Raw genomic sequence first — 18,466 nt, forward strand, 5'->3', positions numbered from 1 at the left:
CGGGCCAGGGTGGAGGTATGAGCATCCCGGCGCGCGTGGCGATCGTCGGTGGGGCCGGCAAGGTCGCCCGCCGCCTCATCCCCATCCTTCTTCACCGGGATCATGAGGTGGTCGCGCTCGCGCGCGGCGACGACCAGCTGCGCGAGCTCGCCGCCATGGGTGCGGCGGCGCGCCACCTCGACATCGAGGCCGCGGACGAGCCGGACTTCGCGGCGGTCTTCGGTGGATGCCAGGCAGTGGTGTTCGCGGCGGGCGGCGGGCCGGACGGCGACGCGTCCCGCAAGCGCACCGTCGACCTCGAGGGCTCCCTCAAGGCGCAGGCGGCGGCGAAGCTGCGCGGCATCAAGCGGTTCGTGCAGGTCTCGGCCATGGGCGTCGACGCGGATCCGGACCCCGCGCGCGGCGACGTCTGGACGGCCTACGTGTACGCCAAGCGCGAGGCCGATATCGAGCTGCGGCGCTCGGGGCTGCAATGGACCATCCTGCGGCCAGGGATCCTCACCGACACCGTGGGGACGGGGGCGATCAGCATCGGCGAGATGGTGGTCCCCGGACCCATCCCGCGCATCGACGTCGCGCAGACCATCGCCTCGTGCCTCTCGCGGCCCCGGACCGCCGGGCATCAGTGGGAGATCGTGACCGGGCCGCATCCCATCGGGACCGTGCTCGACGAGCTCACCGCGTCCTAGTCGCCATCGCGCACCGGACGGCACGGGCCGTACGGACCGAGGAAGGGCGCGTCCGGCATCGCGCTCCGGGCGTGGAGAGCGCCGAGCGGGGGCAGGCCGAGCCGCACCGCGCTCGCTCGCCACGGGGAGCTGGAGCCCCCGCCGACGGCCGCGAAACCCTCGACGGTGAGCGCATCGGCCGTGAGTCGACGCCATCGCGTCCTGTCCACCACGGTGCCGCCGAGGTCCACGGGGCCGCTCACCGCGGTGTCGTGCAGCGCGAGGGTGCCGAACGTGCCCCTGACCACGTGCACCTCCCCGGTGATGCGCAACCCGCTCAGGGTGAGCTCGTCCGACGTGGAGTCGACCACCTCGACGTCGAGCGCGCCGTCGAGGTCGGCCAGACGGATCCGTCGGCGGGCGGACACCCCCCTGAGCGAGACTGCGCCCGAGACCCGCGCGCCCTCGATCGCCACCCTCCCCAGATCGCTCGCCACCACCTCGAGCCGCCGGGCATGGACCCCGTCCAGCACTAGGTCCGCGGCGGTGCAGCCCCACACCTCGACGCTGTCGGCAGTCGCCGCGATCTCGAGGCGGTCCGACCAGGTGCAGCGCTCGACCTCGACGGACGAGGTCATTCCACCGTCGAGCAGTCGGACCGGCGGCCCACCTCTCGACGCCTGGCCCACCCGCGGGCCGCCGCCGAGGCGGCAGTCGCGCAGGACGATGCGCCCGACAGCCGTGGCGCGTGCCAGGGGGGCGTGCGCGAACTGCAGGCCGACGAACGCTGCCTCGCGTCCTAGGTGCGTGTCCGCGAGCGTCAGGCCCGCGCCGAAGAGGACGGACGGTGTCCGCACGTAGAGGTCGTGGAGGCGCGCAACGGCGGTATCGCGTGCGGCGAGGTCAGCCTCGATGTCGTCCGCGCACGTGGCGACGGGGTCGAGGCGAGGCTTGCGCAGCATGGCGACGAGCGCCTCGAACGCCTCGAGCACGTAGACCGTGTGACGGCACGCATGGTCGGCGAGCGCGTCCACCGCGAGCTCGCGGAGCGCGATGGGGGCACGCTCGACGGCGTCGAGGTACGGCGCGAGAGCATCGTCCGGCATGGGGTTCTCCTTCCTGCGCATGCGGGAGGGGCCGCCGTGCGACGGCCCCTCCCGTGCTGCTACTTGCGGGGCCCGGAAGGCTTGGGCGCCGGGCCGCCGCCGGGGGTCTTGGGGTTCGACGACGAGCCGCGCCCGCCGTTCTTCTTGTCAGCCATTGAGATCACCTCCTTCGCTTCGTGTCGATGCCGTTGGGTCCGTCAGCACTTGTGGCCGCAGGATGAGCAGCGGCGTGTGCCGTCGTTCCACTGCTCCGTGGCGCTGCCGCAGCAGTTCGAGAGAGCCATCGTGTTCACCTCCCTTCCGTGTCCGGGGACGCGACGATGACCGCGCGCCGGTTGAGCTGGGCCCTGTCGGCGACGAGCCGGCCGTCGCCGTCGCGATCGTCGACGCAGGCCACCGCCGTGGTCGCGTGGACTTCGCAGCTCCCGAGCCCGACCGCCGTGATCGTGGCGCTGGGCACGCCCATCGCCTCGGCGAGCGCATCCGCCACCGCGGTGGCGCGCCGGGTCGAGAGCCGGACCCGCCCGGCGCGTTCGCCCGCGGACGACGTCGTGCCGTACACCGTGATGGTCCGCGGTGTGGCGGTGCACCTGCCGAGGGCATCCGCGGCATCGTCGATCGCCCTGGTCGCAGCCCTCGCGTCGGCGAAGGTCGCCTCGTCGAGCACGAACCCGATCGCGGCGTCGGGGACCTCCACGATGCAGTCCTCGGCCTCCATGACCGTCACGACTGCCGGCGCGGCGAGGGGGACCGGCGTGACGTCGGGCAGGCCTGCGGGCGGCTTCTGCATCACCGCGTCGTAGGTGAACGACACGGAGGTCGCGCCGGACCGCTCGAGGATCGCCGTCCACAACCTCTCGAGCGTGCGCACATGAGGCTGGCGGGGATCCTCCTGGTCGCCTCCCGCGGCGCCGAGTCCCGACCAGATCACGGCGCAGCCGTCGAGGTCGGGAAGCTCGTCGCTGCTCGCGAGCTGTTCGACGACGTCGACCGGGTCGATCCCGAGGCCGAGCCGCTGGAGCGGGAGCGCCCCTGTCGTCGAGAGTCCCGAGCCGCTCATGAGGAGCTCGCACCCCTGGGCCCGTGACCGCGTGGACAATGCGCGCGCTCCCAGTGCGATCGCCGCGAGCGGGTCGGTCTCGGGTGACGTCGCGACCGCGCCGGCGGCCACCTCGACGGTGAGCGCCGTGGCGTGGTCCAGCTGCTCCTGGAGCGTCGTGGGGTTGGACGCGAGCCCTGTGAGCGAGGCCGTGCCGAGGACCGCGGGGTCACCGTCGTCGGACACGACGACCACCTCGGTGCCGGGGGCGAGCCTCGGCCGCACCAGCGCGGTCCATGCGTCCACGCTGAGGCGGGCGCTGTTCGCCGTGGACTCCGCGACGATCGCGAGGGCGGTTGGCCCGCTCACCGCGGGCCCTGTCTCGGCGGTGGTGGCCGAGCAGCCCGTGAGGGCCGTGACGAGGACCGCGGCCGCGGTCATGGCGAGCTTGTTCATGGTGATCTCCTTCGGTTGGCTCAGGCGATCCAGGCCTGGCGGTGGACCGGGCAGGTGAGTCCGAGCGCGCATGCAGGGTCGAGGCATGCGTCCCAGGTGACGCCGGCGCAGGCCCCGCAGGGCTCGAGCGTGACGCCGCAGCGAGGGCACGCGTGGGTCGTCGTCTCGGCCGTCCGGCGCGCGAGGAACCACCGCCGCAGCCGCATCACGGGGCTCATCCCGCCCTCCGGTCCTCGGTCGGATCGTCGACCGGGTGCAGGGGAGTGCGAGCGGCGTCTGCCTCGGCAGGCGCGGGCGCCACCTCGAAGTCGCGCAGCTCGAGGGCGTCGCGCAGGTCCTCGTCGGCGATGCGCGCGAGCTCCACCGCGTAGGTCCTCCCCTGCAGGTTGCTCTGTGCGGGCAGCACCTTCCGGCGGTAGCGGCGGTGGGATCGGCGGATCCTCGCGGGCTCTGCGTCGAGGTGCTTCTGGGTCTCGATGATCGCCTGCTGCTGCGTACGCACCTCGCGCTGCGTCGTCGCCGCAGCCATGTCCGCGGCCTTCGCGGCGAGGACCGCTGCCTCCTCCTCCGCGCGGGAGCGCCACTCCGCGTACGCGGCGAGCGCCGGCGGCGCGATCATGATGGCGGCGTAGAGCATGGCCATCAGACCACCAGGGAGGACCCCGCTGGCGGCCGACGACTGATCGCCCCCCATCCCCGAGAGCGTGGTGCCCGCGCTCGCGGTGGCGAGCTGGTGCTGCGCCGCGAGCACGCGCGCCGTGGCGACGGACCCGCACAGCATGAGGATGACGACACCTGCGACCCCTGCCGCGATCGCGGCGCCCCGGCGACCGCGCGAGGCCTCGGGATGCTCGACCACCTTGAGCTCGCGGCCCAGGACGTGTCCCGCGCCGACGGTCACGAACGTGGTCACGGCCGCCAGGACGGCAGGCTCCCGCCAGTCCTCCGAGCGCAGCGCGACCGAGAACGACTCGTTGAGGACGAACCACTCGAGCGGTGCGAGCGCCAAGGCGCCCCAGCGGCTCGCAGTCCGCACGAAGGCCGCGGACCTCCCGGGGTCCGGGTCGGTGAGTCTCCCGGCCCGCCGAAGGTGCTCGCGTGTCTCCTTCAGCGTCGAGCGCGTGCGCTTGCGCGTACGGCGACTCTCCTTCCTGTCGTGCGCGAGGCCGTCGGTCGAGCCGAAGCGCGACAGCCCCGAGCGCACCTGGTGCGCTCGGGCCCTGATCGCGGCGTCGGCCTCGTCCTGGCGCATCCGCGACTGGGCGAGATCGACCTGGTGCTGCGCCCTCTGGCGGAGGGTCGTGGGGAGGGCCTCACCTGCGCGCGCGAGGATCCCCTCCATCGTCATCGGCGCTCGGTCGCGGGTCGCGACCTGGCTGAGGTGCGCCTCCCGGTGCGGGAAGTCGGGCTCCGGCGCCGGCGTGGGGCGCGCGCCCATGTCGACGGCGTCGTCCGTCGGGTCGGGGGTGGTGGGCTGGGTGGTCATGAGGTGCTCCTGGTGCTAGGCGGCGCGGTCGGCCGGGGTAGTGGGGGTGGTGGTGGTGGTGGTGGTGGCGGTGCGGGAGGCGGGCGCGACGTAGGGCGGGATCGCGGCGTCCGCGGCGGTGCGGCGGAGACCGAGCAGCCCCGAGCGCGAGCGGTGGTACATCGCGGCCAGGGACTCCGCCCAGCTCGCGACCTCGCCGTGGGCGGCGGCGCAGAGGGAGTCCTCGAACGCGAGGAGCCGCACGAGCTCGTCGGCCTTGACGCGCTCGGCATGACGCGCGGCGCGCGCCTCCTTCGCCTCCCGCTCGGCGACTGCCTCCTGCTGGCTGCGCCTCCGGTCCCTGCTGGCGCGGCGAACCGCATCGGCCGGCGCGACCTCGAGCGCGTCGGGCTCCTTCGGCTCGACCTGTGCGGCGTCATCAGCCTCGAGGACCGGTCGCGGGGCGTAGACGGCCCGGATCGTGCCGGTCCGCTCCGCGTGGACCGCGTCGATGCGGGCGTCCAGCCTCGCGGCGATGGCGTAGATCCACAGGTCGCGCTGCGCGACGCCTCCCTCGCCGGTGCCGCGCTCGTGGCGGGCGTCGACGATGCCGTAGAGCGCGACGCGACAGCGCGTCCTGAGCCGGTGAGGCGGGGCGGTGGGGTAGGGGGTCAACGGGAGGCCCGGCTGGGGGGCCGCCGAGGGGATCGGGGGTGTGGCGTTCATGATGTGCTCCGTGGGCTGGTGGTGGCGGGCGGTGGACTCCCGGAGGGCCGGGACCGCCACGGTGCCAGCGAGCGGTTTCCGCGGGGTGGCCTCGTGAACGTCGCTCGGAAAGGGCGCCGGAAAGGTCCCCTGGGATCCCGGGAGGTGGCGGCTCGCGGCATCGGCGATCGGGGTCCATTGACGGCGACTGACCTGGCAGATTACGGTCCGGGGGATGGCGTCTCGCGGCGGGGCGCCGCTGAGGGGGGCCGCGATGGCTGGCACGTCGACGTCGACCGGGTACTCCGCCGACGAACGCGATCGGTTGAGCGAGGCGCTCGCCGACATCGGCCGGGGCCAATGGCGCGTCCGGCCCAGCGGCGCGCTCTCGGCGACCGTGTTCTCGCGGGGCAAGGGATGCGGCACGGATACTGCGTGGATCGAGCTGTGGAGCGCGCTCGGAGAGGCGCTCGTGCCGGTGGTGCGGCGCGTCGGATCTCCGGAGAGCGGAGCGCCGCTACCGGGCGCCGAGGACTCCTCGATCATCGCGCAGCTGGGTGACGACTCCCTGCTGATCCACCCCCACCTGGGGTCGTACCTCCAGGGAGAGTCGCCGTCGTTCCGCGGTGCCGCGGTCGCTCGCGGGGTGCTCGATGGTGTGGACGAGGTGCTGAGCGGTTCCGCGCTCGTCGCGGGTGCGACCCCGTTCCCCGATGGCGTGCCGCTGACGGCCGAGGACGTCGCGCAGTCGACGGCCTTCGTGCGCGCCTTCCGGCACGTCGCGCTGAGGCTGCTCGGTGACGCGGTTGCCCGGTCGACATCCGACGCCGATGCGGATGCCGCGTTGGCGTCGCTTCCCGCGACGGCGCGACGCGACAACGCGGAGCTCATCAAGTACCTGTGGCTGCGGGGCGCGCTCAACACCGCGGTCCCCCAGCATAGGCTTCCGGGGATACGGCTCGTCGCCGAGGCGATCGCCCGTCAGGTGCTGGTCGAGTCCGCCGTCACCGCGACGTTCGATGACGAGGATCCGTACGCGATCCTGCGGGGACCCCGGGGCCTCCCGCCTGGCCTGGCTCGCGAGTTCGAGTCGCGAGGCGAGGAGCGCATGGCCCACCTCGAGCGCATGGCGTCCGAGTACGGCTACCACCGGACGGGCATCCGACCGCCCGGTACGACCGAGCTGGACCGTGTGGCGTTCCACAGGCTCCTGGGCGGCGACAGCTCATCCTTCCTGCTCCTCGCGCCGACGTCGAGCGGCAAGACCCGGTTCGGCTACCTTGCGGTGTCCCAGGCGGTTCACGCGCGACGGCGGTCGGGAAGGCCCGGGAACGTCATCGTCCTGGCCCCCACGAAGGCGCTGGTCAACCAGATCTCGCGGGAGATGCGGGAGCTCTTCTCCTCGACGGAGGCCGACGACTGGCGGGTGCTCGAGGGCTCGCGCGACTATCCGCAGTACGACGAGCCGCTGCGGTCGGGCAACTTCGATGTGGCGGTCTGCATCCCGGAGAAGCTCGCTGCCATGATGCGCATCGGGATGCGGCTCGACGGGGTGCCTCTGCTGGTGGTGGACGAGTTCCAGCATGTGGTCGATGTCGATCGAGGCGCCAAGCTCGAGCTGCTGCTCGTGGAGATCCTGCAGCGTTACCCTGCGCTCCGGCTCATCGGGCTCTCCGCCTCGCTCGACGAGGGAACGCGCGAGCAGGTGCGCCGGTGGCTCGAGGCGAACGGCAAGGACGCGCCGGTGGTCGAGGCCGCCTACCGGCCGGTCCCGCTCACGCTCGTCGCCACCGACGGGCGTGTCGCCAAGGAGATCGCCGACAACGACATCTCGACGGTGCGCGAGTACGAAGTGCCGTGGCTCGAGTCTCATGAGGCGATGCTCACGGTGCTGACGCGCGACCAGCGCAACTTCGCGTCCGCGAACAAGCGGCTCATGGAGCTGCTGCTGGGATTGATGCGGCGCTACGTGCGCGACGACGGAACACTTGCGGAGGGCCTGCCGGCCATGCTGGTGTTCGTGCCGTCCCGGGAGGACGCCGAGCGCTTGGCGGATTCGCTTCGCATGCTCGTCGACGCGGTGCTCGGGGTCAGGCCGGTCTGGAGGGACGCGCGACCCTACCTGGGCGGCAGGTTCCGTGCGTCGACCCCGGGTCATGACCCCGCAGCGCTGCTCCGCGAGCTCGACCTGCTCCCCGCCAACTCGACGCAGCAGCTCGCGGTGCGCACCTCGCTCCTGTCCGGCATCGGCTTCCACACCGCCTCGCTGGGCGCGGACGGCCGCGATCTCGTCGAGGGAGGGTTCCGCGACGGCTACATCCGTGTGCTGTTCGCCACGGACACCCTTAAACAGGGGATCAACACGCCGACGGACATCGCGATCAACGCGAGCCCTCTCGCGTATGCCGGCAACCGTCAGCGCCTCATCAACGCCGACGACGTGATCCAGCGCATGGGCCGTGCCGGGCGCTTCCTGGTGACCGAGGGCAGGGGGGTCGGCTACCTCATCGTGCGCAAGCCGATCGTCGACAAGCGGCTCTCAGTCGAGATCCCGATCGACGCGAGGCGTGCGATCGGAGGGTCCGACGAGGCGTCCGACGACACTGTGCTCGGGCGGCTCGCCACGGTCGACAGGGTCTTCGACTACTTCCTGAGCGAGGTGGGTGGCGGAGCCGCCTACGTGCCGCCGCAGAACGACACGTGGCTCCGTGACGCGGTGCTGCGCAGCATCGCGTCGCGCGACGATCCGGTGATCTCGGAGGACGAGCTCGCGGCGCTGGCGCATGACCTTCATGGGCGGACCATCGCGGGGATCGCTGGGTCGATCGACGCGCAGGACGTCGGCCGGAAACTCGAGGAGGAGGGGCTCGTGGCGATGCGCGACGGGAACGCGCGGCTGACCCGTCTGGGACGCGCCACGGCCAACCATCCCATCCCGGGCCTCGAGCCGCATGAGCTCGGGGAGCTGGCGGCGATCGCTCAGGAGGGTGCCGGTCCTTTCACGCTTCTCTTCCACGTCGGGCTCACGGATTCCGCGTACCTCAGCAGCTTCCGGATCCGAAGCCGCGACGGCGAGGACGCGGCCGAGCATCGCGAGCGCGAGCTTCGGCAGGTCCGGGACTTCCTCGCGGCGTGCAGGCCAGCGTCGCCTCGCGTGGCCCAGGCGTACTTCCGTGGCCTGGCGTCCGGCCATGAGGACCTGCTCGGGCGAGGCCGCCGTGCCGATGCGCTCCGCGCGATCCTGCTCGACGACCGGACCGCTCACGACGACATCAGGGTCCTCACGGCACTGCTGCGCGCCGATCGATTGACACGGTGGTGGGGTGGGACCCCGTTCAGCCGGATCGAGCAGGACGGGGCGGGCGGCCGCGGCTACGCCGAGGCCGACCTGGTCGCGATCGCGGAGCACGCATCGACGGTGATCGGCGCCGTCGCCGACTACCTGGCGACCGCGCCCGAGGACATGACCTTCAGGGAGCTGGGCCGGTTCGCCTACGAGCTCGAGGTGGGGCTTCCGGGGCCATTGGCGAGCCTGAGGCGCGTCGGCGACCGCGCGCTGCATCGCGATCGGCTCCGCGCACTCCTTCCTGAGATCACGGACCCGTCGTCGACTTGGGACACCCTCGAGGACCTGGTGGATCGGCTCGCGGGAGCGAAGGACGCGCGCGCGGGATTCTCGACGCTCGACGACGCCACCTTGGACCGCATCAAGGGTCGCCAGTCGCTCCAGCGCAAGCTGATCGCGATGTCGACCGAGCGTGTCGACGCACCCTGGAACCTGGTGAGGGTGCCGAGCTATGCGCCCGAGACCATGGAGGCCCGGCTCGACGACATCGCGGCAGGCAACGGCGTCGCGGTCGTCTCCGAGCTCATGGGTGCGCTAGGCATGACGGTGGACCCGGCACCCGACCAGGGCTTCGTCGACGTCGCGGTCGACGCTGTGGGCCGACGGGTGCGTGTGGTGGTCGCCGGTACCCTGGTCGACCAGGCGTTCGTGGACACCGTCCTGAACGGTCTGGGCAGCGCCGCGAACGCCGTCGTCATCGCCTCGCGCGGGGCGACCGAGGGAGTGGTGAACCGCACGCGATTCCAGAGCGAGCCGTGCGCGGTGGTCGCGCCCAGCCTCTTCCTCGAGATGGTCGTGCGCGTCTACTCCACGTGCCTCGGGGACGACGACCCGCTCGGCCTCGACGAGCCGGAGCTCGATGTCGAGGCATCCGCGCGCGTCATGAGGCGCATGCTCATCAACAACGCTCCCGTGCTGACCCGTGCCGACCTCGAGAATCGGCTCGCTCATGATGGGCTCGCTCAGGACGCGACGTCCGCCTGACGTCCCGCGCATCGTGCCGGGAACGGCAAAGGCCCGGATCCCCCTCAGCGGGGATCCGGGCCTCCTGATGCCTCAGCGGGCCTGAGCGCTCAGCGCTCCACCTCGCCGGCGATGAACGACTCGAGCTGGTTGCGGCCCTTCGTGTCCTCCATCTGGACCGGCGGCGACTTCATGAAGTAGGTCGACGCGGACAGGATCGGGCCGCCGATGCCGCGGTCCTTGGCGATCTTCGCCGCACGCATGGCGTCGATGATGATGCCGGCCGAGTTCGGGGAGTCCCAGACCTCGAGCTTGTACTCGAGGTTGAGGGGCACCTCGCCGAAGGCCGAGCCCTCGAGGCGGACGTACGCCCACTTGCGGTCATCGAGCCACGCGACGTAGTCCGACGGGCCGATGTGCACGTCGCGGCCGTCCTTGATGCCACCGAGCGGGCCGGTGAGGTTGGAGGTGACGGCCTGCGTCTTCGAGATCTTCTTGGACTCGAGGCGCTCGCGCTCGAGCATGTTCTTGAAGTCCATGTTGCCGCCGACGTTGAGCTGGTACGTGCGGTCCAGGCGGACGCCGCGGTCCTCGAACAGCTTCGCGATCACGCGGTGCGTGATGGTCGCGCCGACCTGCGACTTGATGTCGTCACCGACGATCGGGACACCGGCGGCCTCGAACTTCGCGGCCCACTCCGGGTCCGACGCGATGAAGACGGGGAGCGCGTTGACGAACGCGACCTTGGCGTCGATCGCGCACTGCGCGTAGAACTTGGCGGCCTCCTCCGAACCCACGGGGAGGTAGCAGATGAGGACGTCGACCTCGCGGTCCTTGAGGACCTGGGTGACGTCGACGGGGGTCTCGTCCGACTCGACGATGGTCTGGCGGTAGTACTTGCCGAGGCCGTCGAGCGTCACACCGCGCTGGACCTGGACGTCCGTCTTCGGCACGTCGCAGATCTTGATGGTGTTGTTCTCCGAGGACTGGGTCGCCTCGACGAGCTCCTTGCCCACCTTGAGCGAGTCCACGTCGAAGGCGGCCACGAACTCGATGTCCGAGACGTGGTAGTCGCCGAACTGCACGTGCATGAGGCCGGGCACGGTGTCCTCGGGCTTCGCGTTCTTGTAGAACTCGACACCCTGGATGAGGGACGTCGCGCAGTTGCCCACGCCGACGATGGCGGCACGAAGCTTGGCCATGGTGTTGTCTCCTTGACTAGTGGTCCGCTGGCGCGGAGCCGTTGTTCTCACCGCCGCGGGCGGATCGTTCATTCTCGATGAGGCGGTCGAGCCACTGGACCTCGCGCTCGACCTGCTCGAGGCCGTGACGCTGAAGCTCTGCGGTGTAGGCGTCGTGGCGCTCGTGCATGCGCTTGAGCCCGTCCGACACCTCCTCGAGCCGTTCGGAGAGCCGGCTGCGCCGTCCCTCCAGGATCCGCAGCCGCGTCGCGGCGTCGGTGTGTGCGAAGAGAGAGAAGCGCACGTCGAACGCGTCGTCGTCCCACGACGATGCGCCGGCGTTCGCCAGCTCCTCCGACAGTCGGGAGCGCCCGGGATCCGTGAGGCTGTACGCGATGCGCGCGCGACGGGACGATGCGGACGACGAGCCCGCGGGCTCCTCGCCGGAGGCCTCGATGAGGCCCGCCTCGACCATGCGTCGCAGGCACGGGTACAGCGACCCGTAGCTCAGGGCCCGGAAGGGGCCCAGCTCGGCTCCCAGCCGCTTGCGGATCTGGTAGCCGTGAAGGGGCTGGTCGCGCAGGATGCCGAGGATCGCGAGGGTCAGGACATCGGTCTTGGCCACGCTTCCTCCGCTTCCGGTCGGGGCTCGCATAGCGAGCCGATCTCACGAACAGTTATATCGCTCCGATACATCGGGAACCGTACATCACGAGATCGTGATCCGCGAAACCGGCTCGCCGGGTCACGATGCGGCGTCGCCGAGCGTTGGGGGAGCAACCGGGGCGTCGCGCCCGCCGACGGGACGCGCACATCGTCCCGGATCGGGGCGCGCGCCCCCTCAGTCCTTAAGGTGGTCACGTGACCGAACGACCCAGCTCGCCTCAGCGCGTCCCCACGCGCCGCCCCGTCTCGACGTCCTCGCGGACCGCCTCCACGGGCCAGCAGCCCGCACGGCGCAGCACGCGCGCGACGCAGCCGACCTCCGGGTGGGCGGCCACAGGGGTGGCCGAGAGCGCCCCGGTGACCCAGGCCAAGGGCTCCGGCTCCGGCTCGGGCGGCTCCGGCGGCAAGGGCAAGGGCGGCAAGGGCGACCAGCCGCGCTGGAAGAAGATCCTCAAGATCACGGGCCTGTCGATGCTGGTCGCGCTGTTCGTCACGATCGCGGCGGGTGCGATCCTCATGATGGTCATCTACTCGAAGCTCGAGGTGCCGGCCGCGTCGGACGTCGCGCTCGCGCAGTCCTCGACCGTGTACTGGTCGAACGGCACCACCGAGATGGGCAAGGTGGGCGAGGTCGACCGCGAGATCATCGATTGCGCAGACCTCAACGACTACACGTCGTACGCCGTGGTCGCGGCGGAAGACCGCACCTTCTACACGAACCCCGGCATCGACTTCGCGGGCACGGCCCGCGCGCTGTACAAGACCGTGGTCCAGGGCGACAAGCAGGGCGGCTCGACCATCACGCAGCAGTACGTCGAGCGCTACTACGTCGGCGAGACCACCACCGACATCCCGGGCAAGATCAAGGAGGCGCTGCTCGCGCTCAAGGTCGACCAGGAGCAGAGCAAGGACGAGGTGCTCTGCAACTACATGAACACCATCTACCTGGGCCGCGGCGCGTACGGCATCGAGGCGGCGGCGCAGGCCTACTTCGGCAAGCCTGCCGCCGAGCTCACGCTCTCGGAGTCCGCGATGATCGCGGGCGTGATCCCCGCGCCCAGCGCATGGGACCCCCGCGTGTCGCCCGCGAAGGCGGAGCAGCGCTGGAACTACGTGCTCGACGGCATGGTGACCACAGGCTTCATCACGCAGGCCGAGCGCGACGACCAGGAGTTCCCCGAGACCATCGAGTACGGCGCCACCAACACGTTCGGCGGCACCGACGGCTACCTGCTGCGCACCGCGCTCGACGAGGCGGTGGGCCACCTCGACCTCACGCAGGAGGAGCTCGAGATGGGCGGCTACCAGATCATCACCACCTTCCGCCGGGACGACCAGAAGGCCGTGGTCAAGGCGGTCAAGGACATGCCGGACGACCACGCCGACAACCTCAAGGTCGCGGCCACCACGGTCGACGCGCGCACGGGCGCGGTGACCGGGATGTACGGCGGTCCGGACTACCTCACGGTTCAACGCAACGCCGTGACCCAGGACGTCGCGCAGGCGGGATCGACCTTCAAGCCGTTCGCGATGATCGCCGCGCTGTCCAACGGCTACTCGCTCGACACGACCTTCCTGTCGAACAGCGACATGGTGATCGACGGCTTCGAGAACCCCGTCCGCAACTACGGGGGGACCGACTACGGCTACATCGACATGGTCGAGGCGACCAAGCGCTCGGTGAACACCTACTACGTGCAGCTCGGCGAGGCGGTGGGGCCGCAGACCGTCATGGACACCGCCATCACCGCGGGACTTCCCGAGGACACGCTGGGACTCAACGCGGAGCCGTCCAACGTGCTCGGCGCCGCGTCCCCGACGGCGGCGCAGATGGCGCACGCGTACACGACCATCGCCTCCGGCGGCATGGAGAAGGAGAGCTACACCGTCAAGGAGATCATCGGCCCGGACGGGGAGCCCGTGTACATCCACCGTGACGACTCGCAGCGGGTGTTCTCCAAGGACGTCATGGCGGACACCACGTACGCGATGCAGCAGGTGGTCCAGGGCGGCACCGGGTGGAAGGCCGCCGAGCTCGGCCGTCCGCTCGCGGGCAAGTCGGGAACCTCCAACGAGAACAAGTCGGCGTGGTTCATCGGCTTCAGCCCGCAGATCGTGGGCGTGGTGTCGATGTACCAGGTGGGCGAGGACGGCTCGGTCGAGTCGATCACGCCGTTCGGCGGCTACCAGTCGATGACGGGTGGCTCCGTGCCCCTCGACATCTGGGTGGAGATGATGGGTACCGTGCTCGACCGTTTCGAGGTCGAGGAGTTCCCGGACCGCGCCGACGTGGGCACGGAGCTCACCACGAGCCCGTCGCCCGAGCCGAGCGAGACCGTGTCGGAGGAGCCGTCGGCGTCGCCCACCCCCGAGCCTTCCGAGACCAGCACCCCCGAGCCGTCGAAGACCTCCACCCCCAAGCCGAGCAAGACCAGCACGCCCAAGCCGTCGAGCACCGTTCCGGAGCCCGTGGTCACGCCATCCGAGACGACCGACCCCGATCCGGTGGTCACCCCGACCGCGGACGCCGGCGGCGGCGCGGCGGACGGCGGCGGGACGTGAGCCCGGCCGCCGTGGGGCTCAGCGGGAGATCGCCCGCTTGAGCCGCAGGGCGGCGACCAGCGCGCGGTAGCGCAGGGGCTTGAGCGGCACGTCCCAGGCGCCGTCGCACTCGACGATCTCGCCGAACTGCTGCTTGAACTCGCGCACGCCCATGAGCTGCGGCGCGCGCTCGGAGCCCACGCCGAACAGGTCGTACTCGCGCACGCCCTCCGCCTTGAGCGTCATGAGGATCTCCCACTTGATGCGCAGGGCCGCGTTGGTGTCCCTCGCCTCGAGGTTGTTCGCGGCGTAGTAGTCGGTACCGCCGTCCTCGTGCACCACCGCGAGCACCCAGGCGACCGCGCGACCCGGCTCGAGCGTGCCGTCCTCGCCTGCATCGTGCCGTCGCGCGACCCAGATCCGGGCGTGCGGCTCGAGCGCCTCGAGCATCGTCAGGTACATGTCCGCCGGGAAGATGCCGAAGCCGGCGCCCTCCGCCGTCTCGCGGTAGATGCCGTAGAGCTCCTCGAACTGCTCGGCGCCGAGCCCGGTCTCCTCGGCGACCGTCATGGCCTCGTCCTTGAGGGTGCGACGGATCTTGTAGCGCCCGCGCTTGGAGAACGTGGACATGATCGCGTCGCTGTCAGGGGTGAGGTCGATGATCACCGTGTGGTCGAACGTCACCGTCTGGAGCAGCTCCCGGAGGTCCGGGGCCGCGTGGCGCGCGTGCATCCGCAGGAACGTGGCCCACGGGTAGCGCACCGTGAGGTCGGCGACCAGCGCGTCGCGGATCGCCTTCTCGTTCTCCGGCGTGCGCTCGACCAGCGGGATCGGGCCGTGCTTGGCCCACACGTACGGGAAGCCGCGCACCTCGTACCGGGAGACGGAGACCACCGCGACCGGAGCATCGTCCGCCGCGAGGACCGCGAGGCGGTCCAGGTGCTCGCGTCCGGGCACCGCCTCGTCGTACGCGTCCCACGCCGGGGCCTGCTCGATGGGGACGGGATGGTCGGCGCGACGCGCGAGCTCCAGGAAGCGCTCGTCGGACACGACCTCGACGCGCAGCGGCGTGGGAAGGCTCATGGGGCGAGCCTAACGGCGCTAGAAGCCCGAATCCGTGGGCCGCGGGTAGTGCTGGAGGTACTTCTGCACCAGCCGCAGGTCGAGCGCGCGGACCCACAGTCGGCGCTTGAGCGAGCCGTCGCCGCGGTAGCGCAGCGGGTGGGCGACGCCGTGGCGCCGCTTCGCTGCCTTGACCTTCGCGCGCAGCGCGGGGTCCGCGACGTAGCGCAGCAGGAAGCGGTACGGGACCACCGAGTAGAGCACCTGGTCCTGCGGCACCTGCGGCACGGCGGGTGCCGCGCCTGCGACGGCCTCGGGCAGCAGGTCGCGCGCGACCACCTCGGCCACGTTCACCCCCGCAGCCGTGACGTAGAAGTTGTTGCGGCCGATGCGCGGGTTGACCTCGAAGAAGACGCTCTCACCGGTACGCGAGGAGACCTTGTAGTCGAAGTTCGCGAAGCCCTGGTACCCGGTGTGGTCCAGCAGGCGGGCGGCAGCGTCGAAGGCGTCCTGGTCGACGTGGGTGAGGATCGCGGCGGGGATGCCGAGCGTGCCAGGGGTGTGCTCCTCGAGCAACACCTGGCCGCCGCCGACCAGCGTGACCGTGCCCGAGCGGTCGCGGTACGCGGTGAGCGAGCGCATGCAGGTCTCGTCGCCGGGCACGAACTCCTGGAGGAGGAACTCGCTGGGGTATGCGGCCTGCTCGAGGTGGCGGAGCACCTCCCCGATCTGCTCCGCGGACGTGAAGTGATGGATCTTCTGCTTGCCGGGGAACTCGACCTCGAACCAGTCGGAGCTGTCCGCGGGCTTCCCGATCACCGGCCAGTCGAGGTCGGCGTTGCCGAGCCGCGCGAGGGCGTCGGCGGGGGTGACCGCGCCGGTGGCGAGGGCCTCCTGCGTGAAGCCGACGGGGATGGTCACGGGGGTGCGGATGCCCACCTGGTCGCACGCGGCGGCGAACGCGACCTTCGAGGACACGGCGTCGAACATCGCCAGGTCGGGCAGGGGCAGGATCCAGCGCGGATCCAGGCGGTCACGATGCTCCGCGAGCAGGCGCACATGGAAGTCGAGGTTGGTGAAGAGCATCAGCGCGTGCTCGGGGTGGTCCGCGGCGATCTCGTCGAGGCGGCGCAGCAGGGTCTCGGGCTCGAAGACGTCGGGCTCGATGATCCAGCGCGCGAGCGTCGAGTGCTTGCCGAAGGTGGTGACGCGTGGACCCAGGACCAGCGGCTCCCAGCCGAGGCGCTCATGCGCGGCCCGCTGGAACGCATACGTCCCGATGTCGCCGCCGAGGCCCACGACCAGTACCTGCTTCACCTGCACCCCAATCCGTTGCGCGAGCCAGTCTACGGGCGCGCCCGCGGGGCGCCTCGGGGAACCAGGACGAACGCGCTGGACCGTTGTCCGGCGCAGACGGTATCCTGGACCGTCGCGTTCGACCCGGCCACCCGGCCGGCGAGGCGCGAAGCATCAACCCTCCTGCCACGGAACGTCCGTGGCCGCATGAGTCCAGAGGAGGTGGGTATCGATGCGTCAGTACGAGATGATGATCATCCTCGACCCTGAGATCGACGAGCGCACGGTTCAGCCGTCGCTCGACAAGTACCTTCAGGTCATCACCGGTGACAGCGGCACCGTCGACAAGCTCGACATCTGGGGCCGCCGCCGTCTGGCCTACCCGATCAAGAAGAAGAACGACGGCATCTACGCGGTCGTGAACTTCACCTCGGAGTCCGCCACCGCGAAGGAGCTGGAGCGCCAGCTGGGTCTCAACGAGACCATCCTCCGCACCAAGCTGCTCCGTCCGGACGCCCGCTAAGGGCTGCTCTCTCCCGACTCTCACCAGCACTCACACGAAACCAAGGGGAACACAACATGGCAGGCGACACTCAGATCACCGTGGTCGGCAACATCACCGGGGACCCGGAGCTTCGCTTCATCTCCTCCGGCGCGGCCGTCGTCAACTTCACGGTGGCGTCCACCCCCCGCACGTTCGACCGTCAGTCGAACGAGTGGAAGGACGGAGACACCCTGTTCATGCGGTGCTCCCTGTGGCGTGAGGCCGCAGAGAACGTCGCAGAGTCCCTCACCAAGGGCATGCGCGTGATCGTCACCGGGCGCCTCGTGGCGCGCTCGTGGGAGCAGAACGGCGAGAAGCGCACCGTCATGGAGATGCAGGTCGACGAGGTCGGCCCGTCCCTCCGCTACGCCACCGCCAAGGTCACGCGCACGCAGCGCGGCGGCCAGGGTGGCGGCTTCGGCGGCGGGGGCGGCGGCGGCTTCGGCGGCGGCAACCAGGGCGGTGGCTACAGCAGCTCGCCGGCCGGCGGCTCCTCGAACGACCCGTGGGCGACCGCCCCGGCGTCGGACGAGCCGCCGTTCTGATCAGGTACTTTTCTTCAGGAGTCTTCAACATGGCTAAGCACGACATCCGCAAGCCGCGCAAGAAGGTCAACCCGCTCAAGGCCGCCAAGGTCGACAAGGTTGACTACAAGGACACCGCGCTGCTTCGCAAGTTCATCTCCGACCGCGGCAAGATCCGTTCGCGCCGCGTCACCGGTGTCACCGTCCAGGAGCAGCGCGAGATCGCGCGCGCGATCAAGGTCGCGCGCGAGATGGCGCTCCTTCCCTACTCCGGCTCCGGCCGCTGATCGGAGGGATCTCACATGGCTAAGGTCATCCTGACCCACGAGGTCTCCGGCCTCGGCATCGCCGGCGACGTCATCGACGTCAAGGACGGTTACGCCCGCAACTACCTGGTTCCGCGCAAGCTCGCCACCCCGTGGTCGGCCGGCGCCGAGAAGCAGATCGAGGCCCTCCGCAAGGCGCGTCGCGCCAAGGAGATCGCCACCATCGAGGGTGCTCAGGCTGCGCGCGACGCGCTCCAGTCGGCTCCCGTCACCGTGTCGGTCAAGGCCGGCGAGGCCGGTCGCCTCTTCGGCGCCGTGTCGCCCGCCGACATCGCGGACGCCATCGGCGACCGTGCGACCGTCGACAAGCGTCGCATCCACATCGCGCAGCCCATCAAGGCGCTGGGCGAGTACCAGGTGAAGATCGCTCTTCACTCGGACGTGGCCGCGAACGTCACCGTCAACGTGGTGGCCGCCAAGTAGTTCCTGGCTCACGGCGGGCCTTCGGGTCCGCCGCCCAGGCTTGGGCCCGGGTCTCCCCTCGGGGAGGCCCGGGCCTTTCGCATGCCTGGGGCGCCTCCCCCGCCCCCACCGCCCGCGCTGCGCCGCCCCCACCGCCCGCGCAGTCCCGCCCGCGC

15 protein-coding genes are annotated in these 18,466 nt (G+C 70.9%); 7 read left to right on the forward strand and 8 right to left on the reverse strand.

Features of this window, described 5'->3' with window-relative positions; translation table 11 throughout:
* The first annotated feature begins 17 nt into the window (after positions 1-17).
* Entirely contained in the window at positions 18-689 is a 672-nt protein-coding gene (locus AOM00_RS09430) for an SDR family oxidoreductase (protein ID WP_062517557.1), read from the forward strand.
* Here AOM00_RS09430 and AOM00_RS09435 read toward each other — a convergent pair.
* From AOM00_RS09435 to AOM00_RS09455, 4 genes are all read right to left on the reverse strand, one after another.
* Positions 686-1,774, reverse strand: coding sequence for a hypothetical protein (locus tag AOM00_RS09435; RefSeq protein ID WP_062517558.1), 1,089 nt, complete (start codon positions 1,772-1,774; stop codon positions 686-688). The genes AOM00_RS09430 and AOM00_RS09435 overlap by 4 nt on opposite strands.
* Before the next feature lie 289 nt (positions 1,775-2,063).
* Positions 2,064-3,269 (reverse strand): OmpA family protein, encoded by a 1,206-nt coding sequence (locus AOM00_RS09440; RefSeq protein ID WP_062517559.1) that lies wholly within the window; start codon positions 3,267-3,269, stop codon positions 2,064-2,066.
* Between the two features lie 214 nt (positions 3,270-3,483).
* A complete protein-coding gene (locus AOM00_RS09450) occupies positions 3,484-4,755 on the reverse strand; it encodes a hypothetical protein (RefSeq protein WP_062517561.1) in 1,272 nt (423 codons plus the stop codon).
* Between the two features lie 15 nt (positions 4,756-4,770).
* Positions 4,771-5,460, reverse strand: coding sequence for a hypothetical protein (locus AOM00_RS09455; protein ID WP_156159114.1), 690 nt, complete (start codon positions 5,458-5,460; stop codon positions 4,771-4,773).
* 253 nt (positions 5,461-5,713) lie between these two features.
* Here AOM00_RS09455 and AOM00_RS09460 point away from each other — a divergent pair, with 253 nt between their 5' ends.
* The gene (locus AOM00_RS09460; protein ID WP_062517563.1) at positions 5,714-9,769 is read left to right on the forward strand and encodes a DEAD/DEAH box helicase; all 4,056 of its coding nucleotides are present in this window, start codon (positions 5,714-5,716) and stop codon (positions 9,767-9,769) included.
* A gap of 89 nt (positions 9,770-9,858) precedes the next feature.
* Here the strand turns inward: AOM00_RS09460 and AOM00_RS09465 are convergent, their stop codons facing one another.
* Positions 9,859-10,950: an inositol-3-phosphate synthase gene (locus AOM00_RS09465; RefSeq protein ID WP_062517564.1), complete on the reverse strand. Its 1,092-nt coding sequence runs from the start codon at positions 10,948-10,950 to the stop codon at positions 9,859-9,861.
* 16 nt (positions 10,951-10,966) lie between these two features.
* Entirely contained in the window at positions 10,967-11,554 is a 588-nt protein-coding gene (locus tag AOM00_RS09470) for a PadR family transcriptional regulator (RefSeq protein ID WP_228373460.1), read from the reverse strand.
* A gap of 236 nt (positions 11,555-11,790) precedes the next feature.
* Between AOM00_RS09470 and AOM00_RS09475 the strand changes: the two genes are divergently transcribed.
* Positions 11,791-14,157 carry a transglycosylase domain-containing protein gene (locus tag AOM00_RS09475; protein ID WP_156159115.1) on the forward strand — a complete coding sequence of 789 codons (2,367 nt, stop codon included), beginning with the start codon at positions 11,791-11,793 and terminating at the stop codon, positions 14,155-14,157.
* Between the two features lie 18 nt (positions 14,158-14,175).
* On the opposite strand, the gene AOM00_RS09480 is transcribed toward AOM00_RS09475, so the two are convergent.
* Both AOM00_RS09480 and AOM00_RS09485 read right to left on the reverse strand, forming a co-directional pair.
* On the reverse strand, positions 14,176-15,219 hold the full coding sequence (locus AOM00_RS09480; RefSeq protein ID WP_062517567.1) for a lipid II:glycine glycyltransferase FemX: 1,044 nt from the start codon (positions 15,217-15,219) through the stop codon (positions 14,176-14,178).
* Between the two features lie 18 nt (positions 15,220-15,237).
* The gene (locus tag AOM00_RS09485; RefSeq protein ID WP_062517578.1) at positions 15,238-16,515 is read right to left on the reverse strand and encodes a carboxylate--amine ligase; all 1,278 of its coding nucleotides are present in this window, start codon (positions 16,513-16,515) and stop codon (positions 15,238-15,240) included.
* Between the two features lie 211 nt (positions 16,516-16,726).
* Here AOM00_RS09485 and rpsF point away from each other — a divergent pair, with 211 nt between their 5' ends.
* The 4 genes from rpsF to rplI are packed head-to-tail and all read left to right on the forward strand — an operon-like array spanning position 16,727 to position 18,311.
* Complete coding sequence (gene rpsF / locus AOM00_RS09490; protein ID WP_062305488.1) at positions 16,727-17,017, forward strand: 30S ribosomal protein S6; 291 nt, start codon at positions 16,727-16,729, stop codon at positions 17,015-17,017.
* A 56-nt stretch (positions 17,018-17,073) separates the two neighbouring features.
* Positions 17,074-17,583: a single-stranded DNA-binding protein gene (locus tag AOM00_RS09495; protein ID WP_062305491.1), complete on the forward strand. Its 510-nt coding sequence runs from the start codon at positions 17,074-17,076 to the stop codon at positions 17,581-17,583.
* Between the two features lie 29 nt (positions 17,584-17,612).
* The gene (gene rpsR / locus AOM00_RS09500) at positions 17,613-17,849 is read left to right on the forward strand and encodes a 30S ribosomal protein S18 (RefSeq protein ID WP_062290299.1); all 237 of its coding nucleotides are present in this window, start codon (positions 17,613-17,615) and stop codon (positions 17,847-17,849) included.
* Positions 17,850-17,864: 15 nt separating this feature from the next.
* Positions 17,865-18,311, forward strand: coding sequence for a 50S ribosomal protein L9 (gene rplI, locus AOM00_RS09505; RefSeq protein ID WP_062517568.1), 447 nt, complete (start codon positions 17,865-17,867; stop codon positions 18,309-18,311).
* The last annotated feature ends 155 nt before the right edge of the window (positions 18,312-18,466 follow it).

The organism is Demequina gelatinilytica (genome assembly GCF_000971115.1).
Classification (GTDB): Bacteria; Actinomycetota; Actinomycetes; order Actinomycetales; family Demequinaceae; genus Demequina; species Demequina gelatinilytica.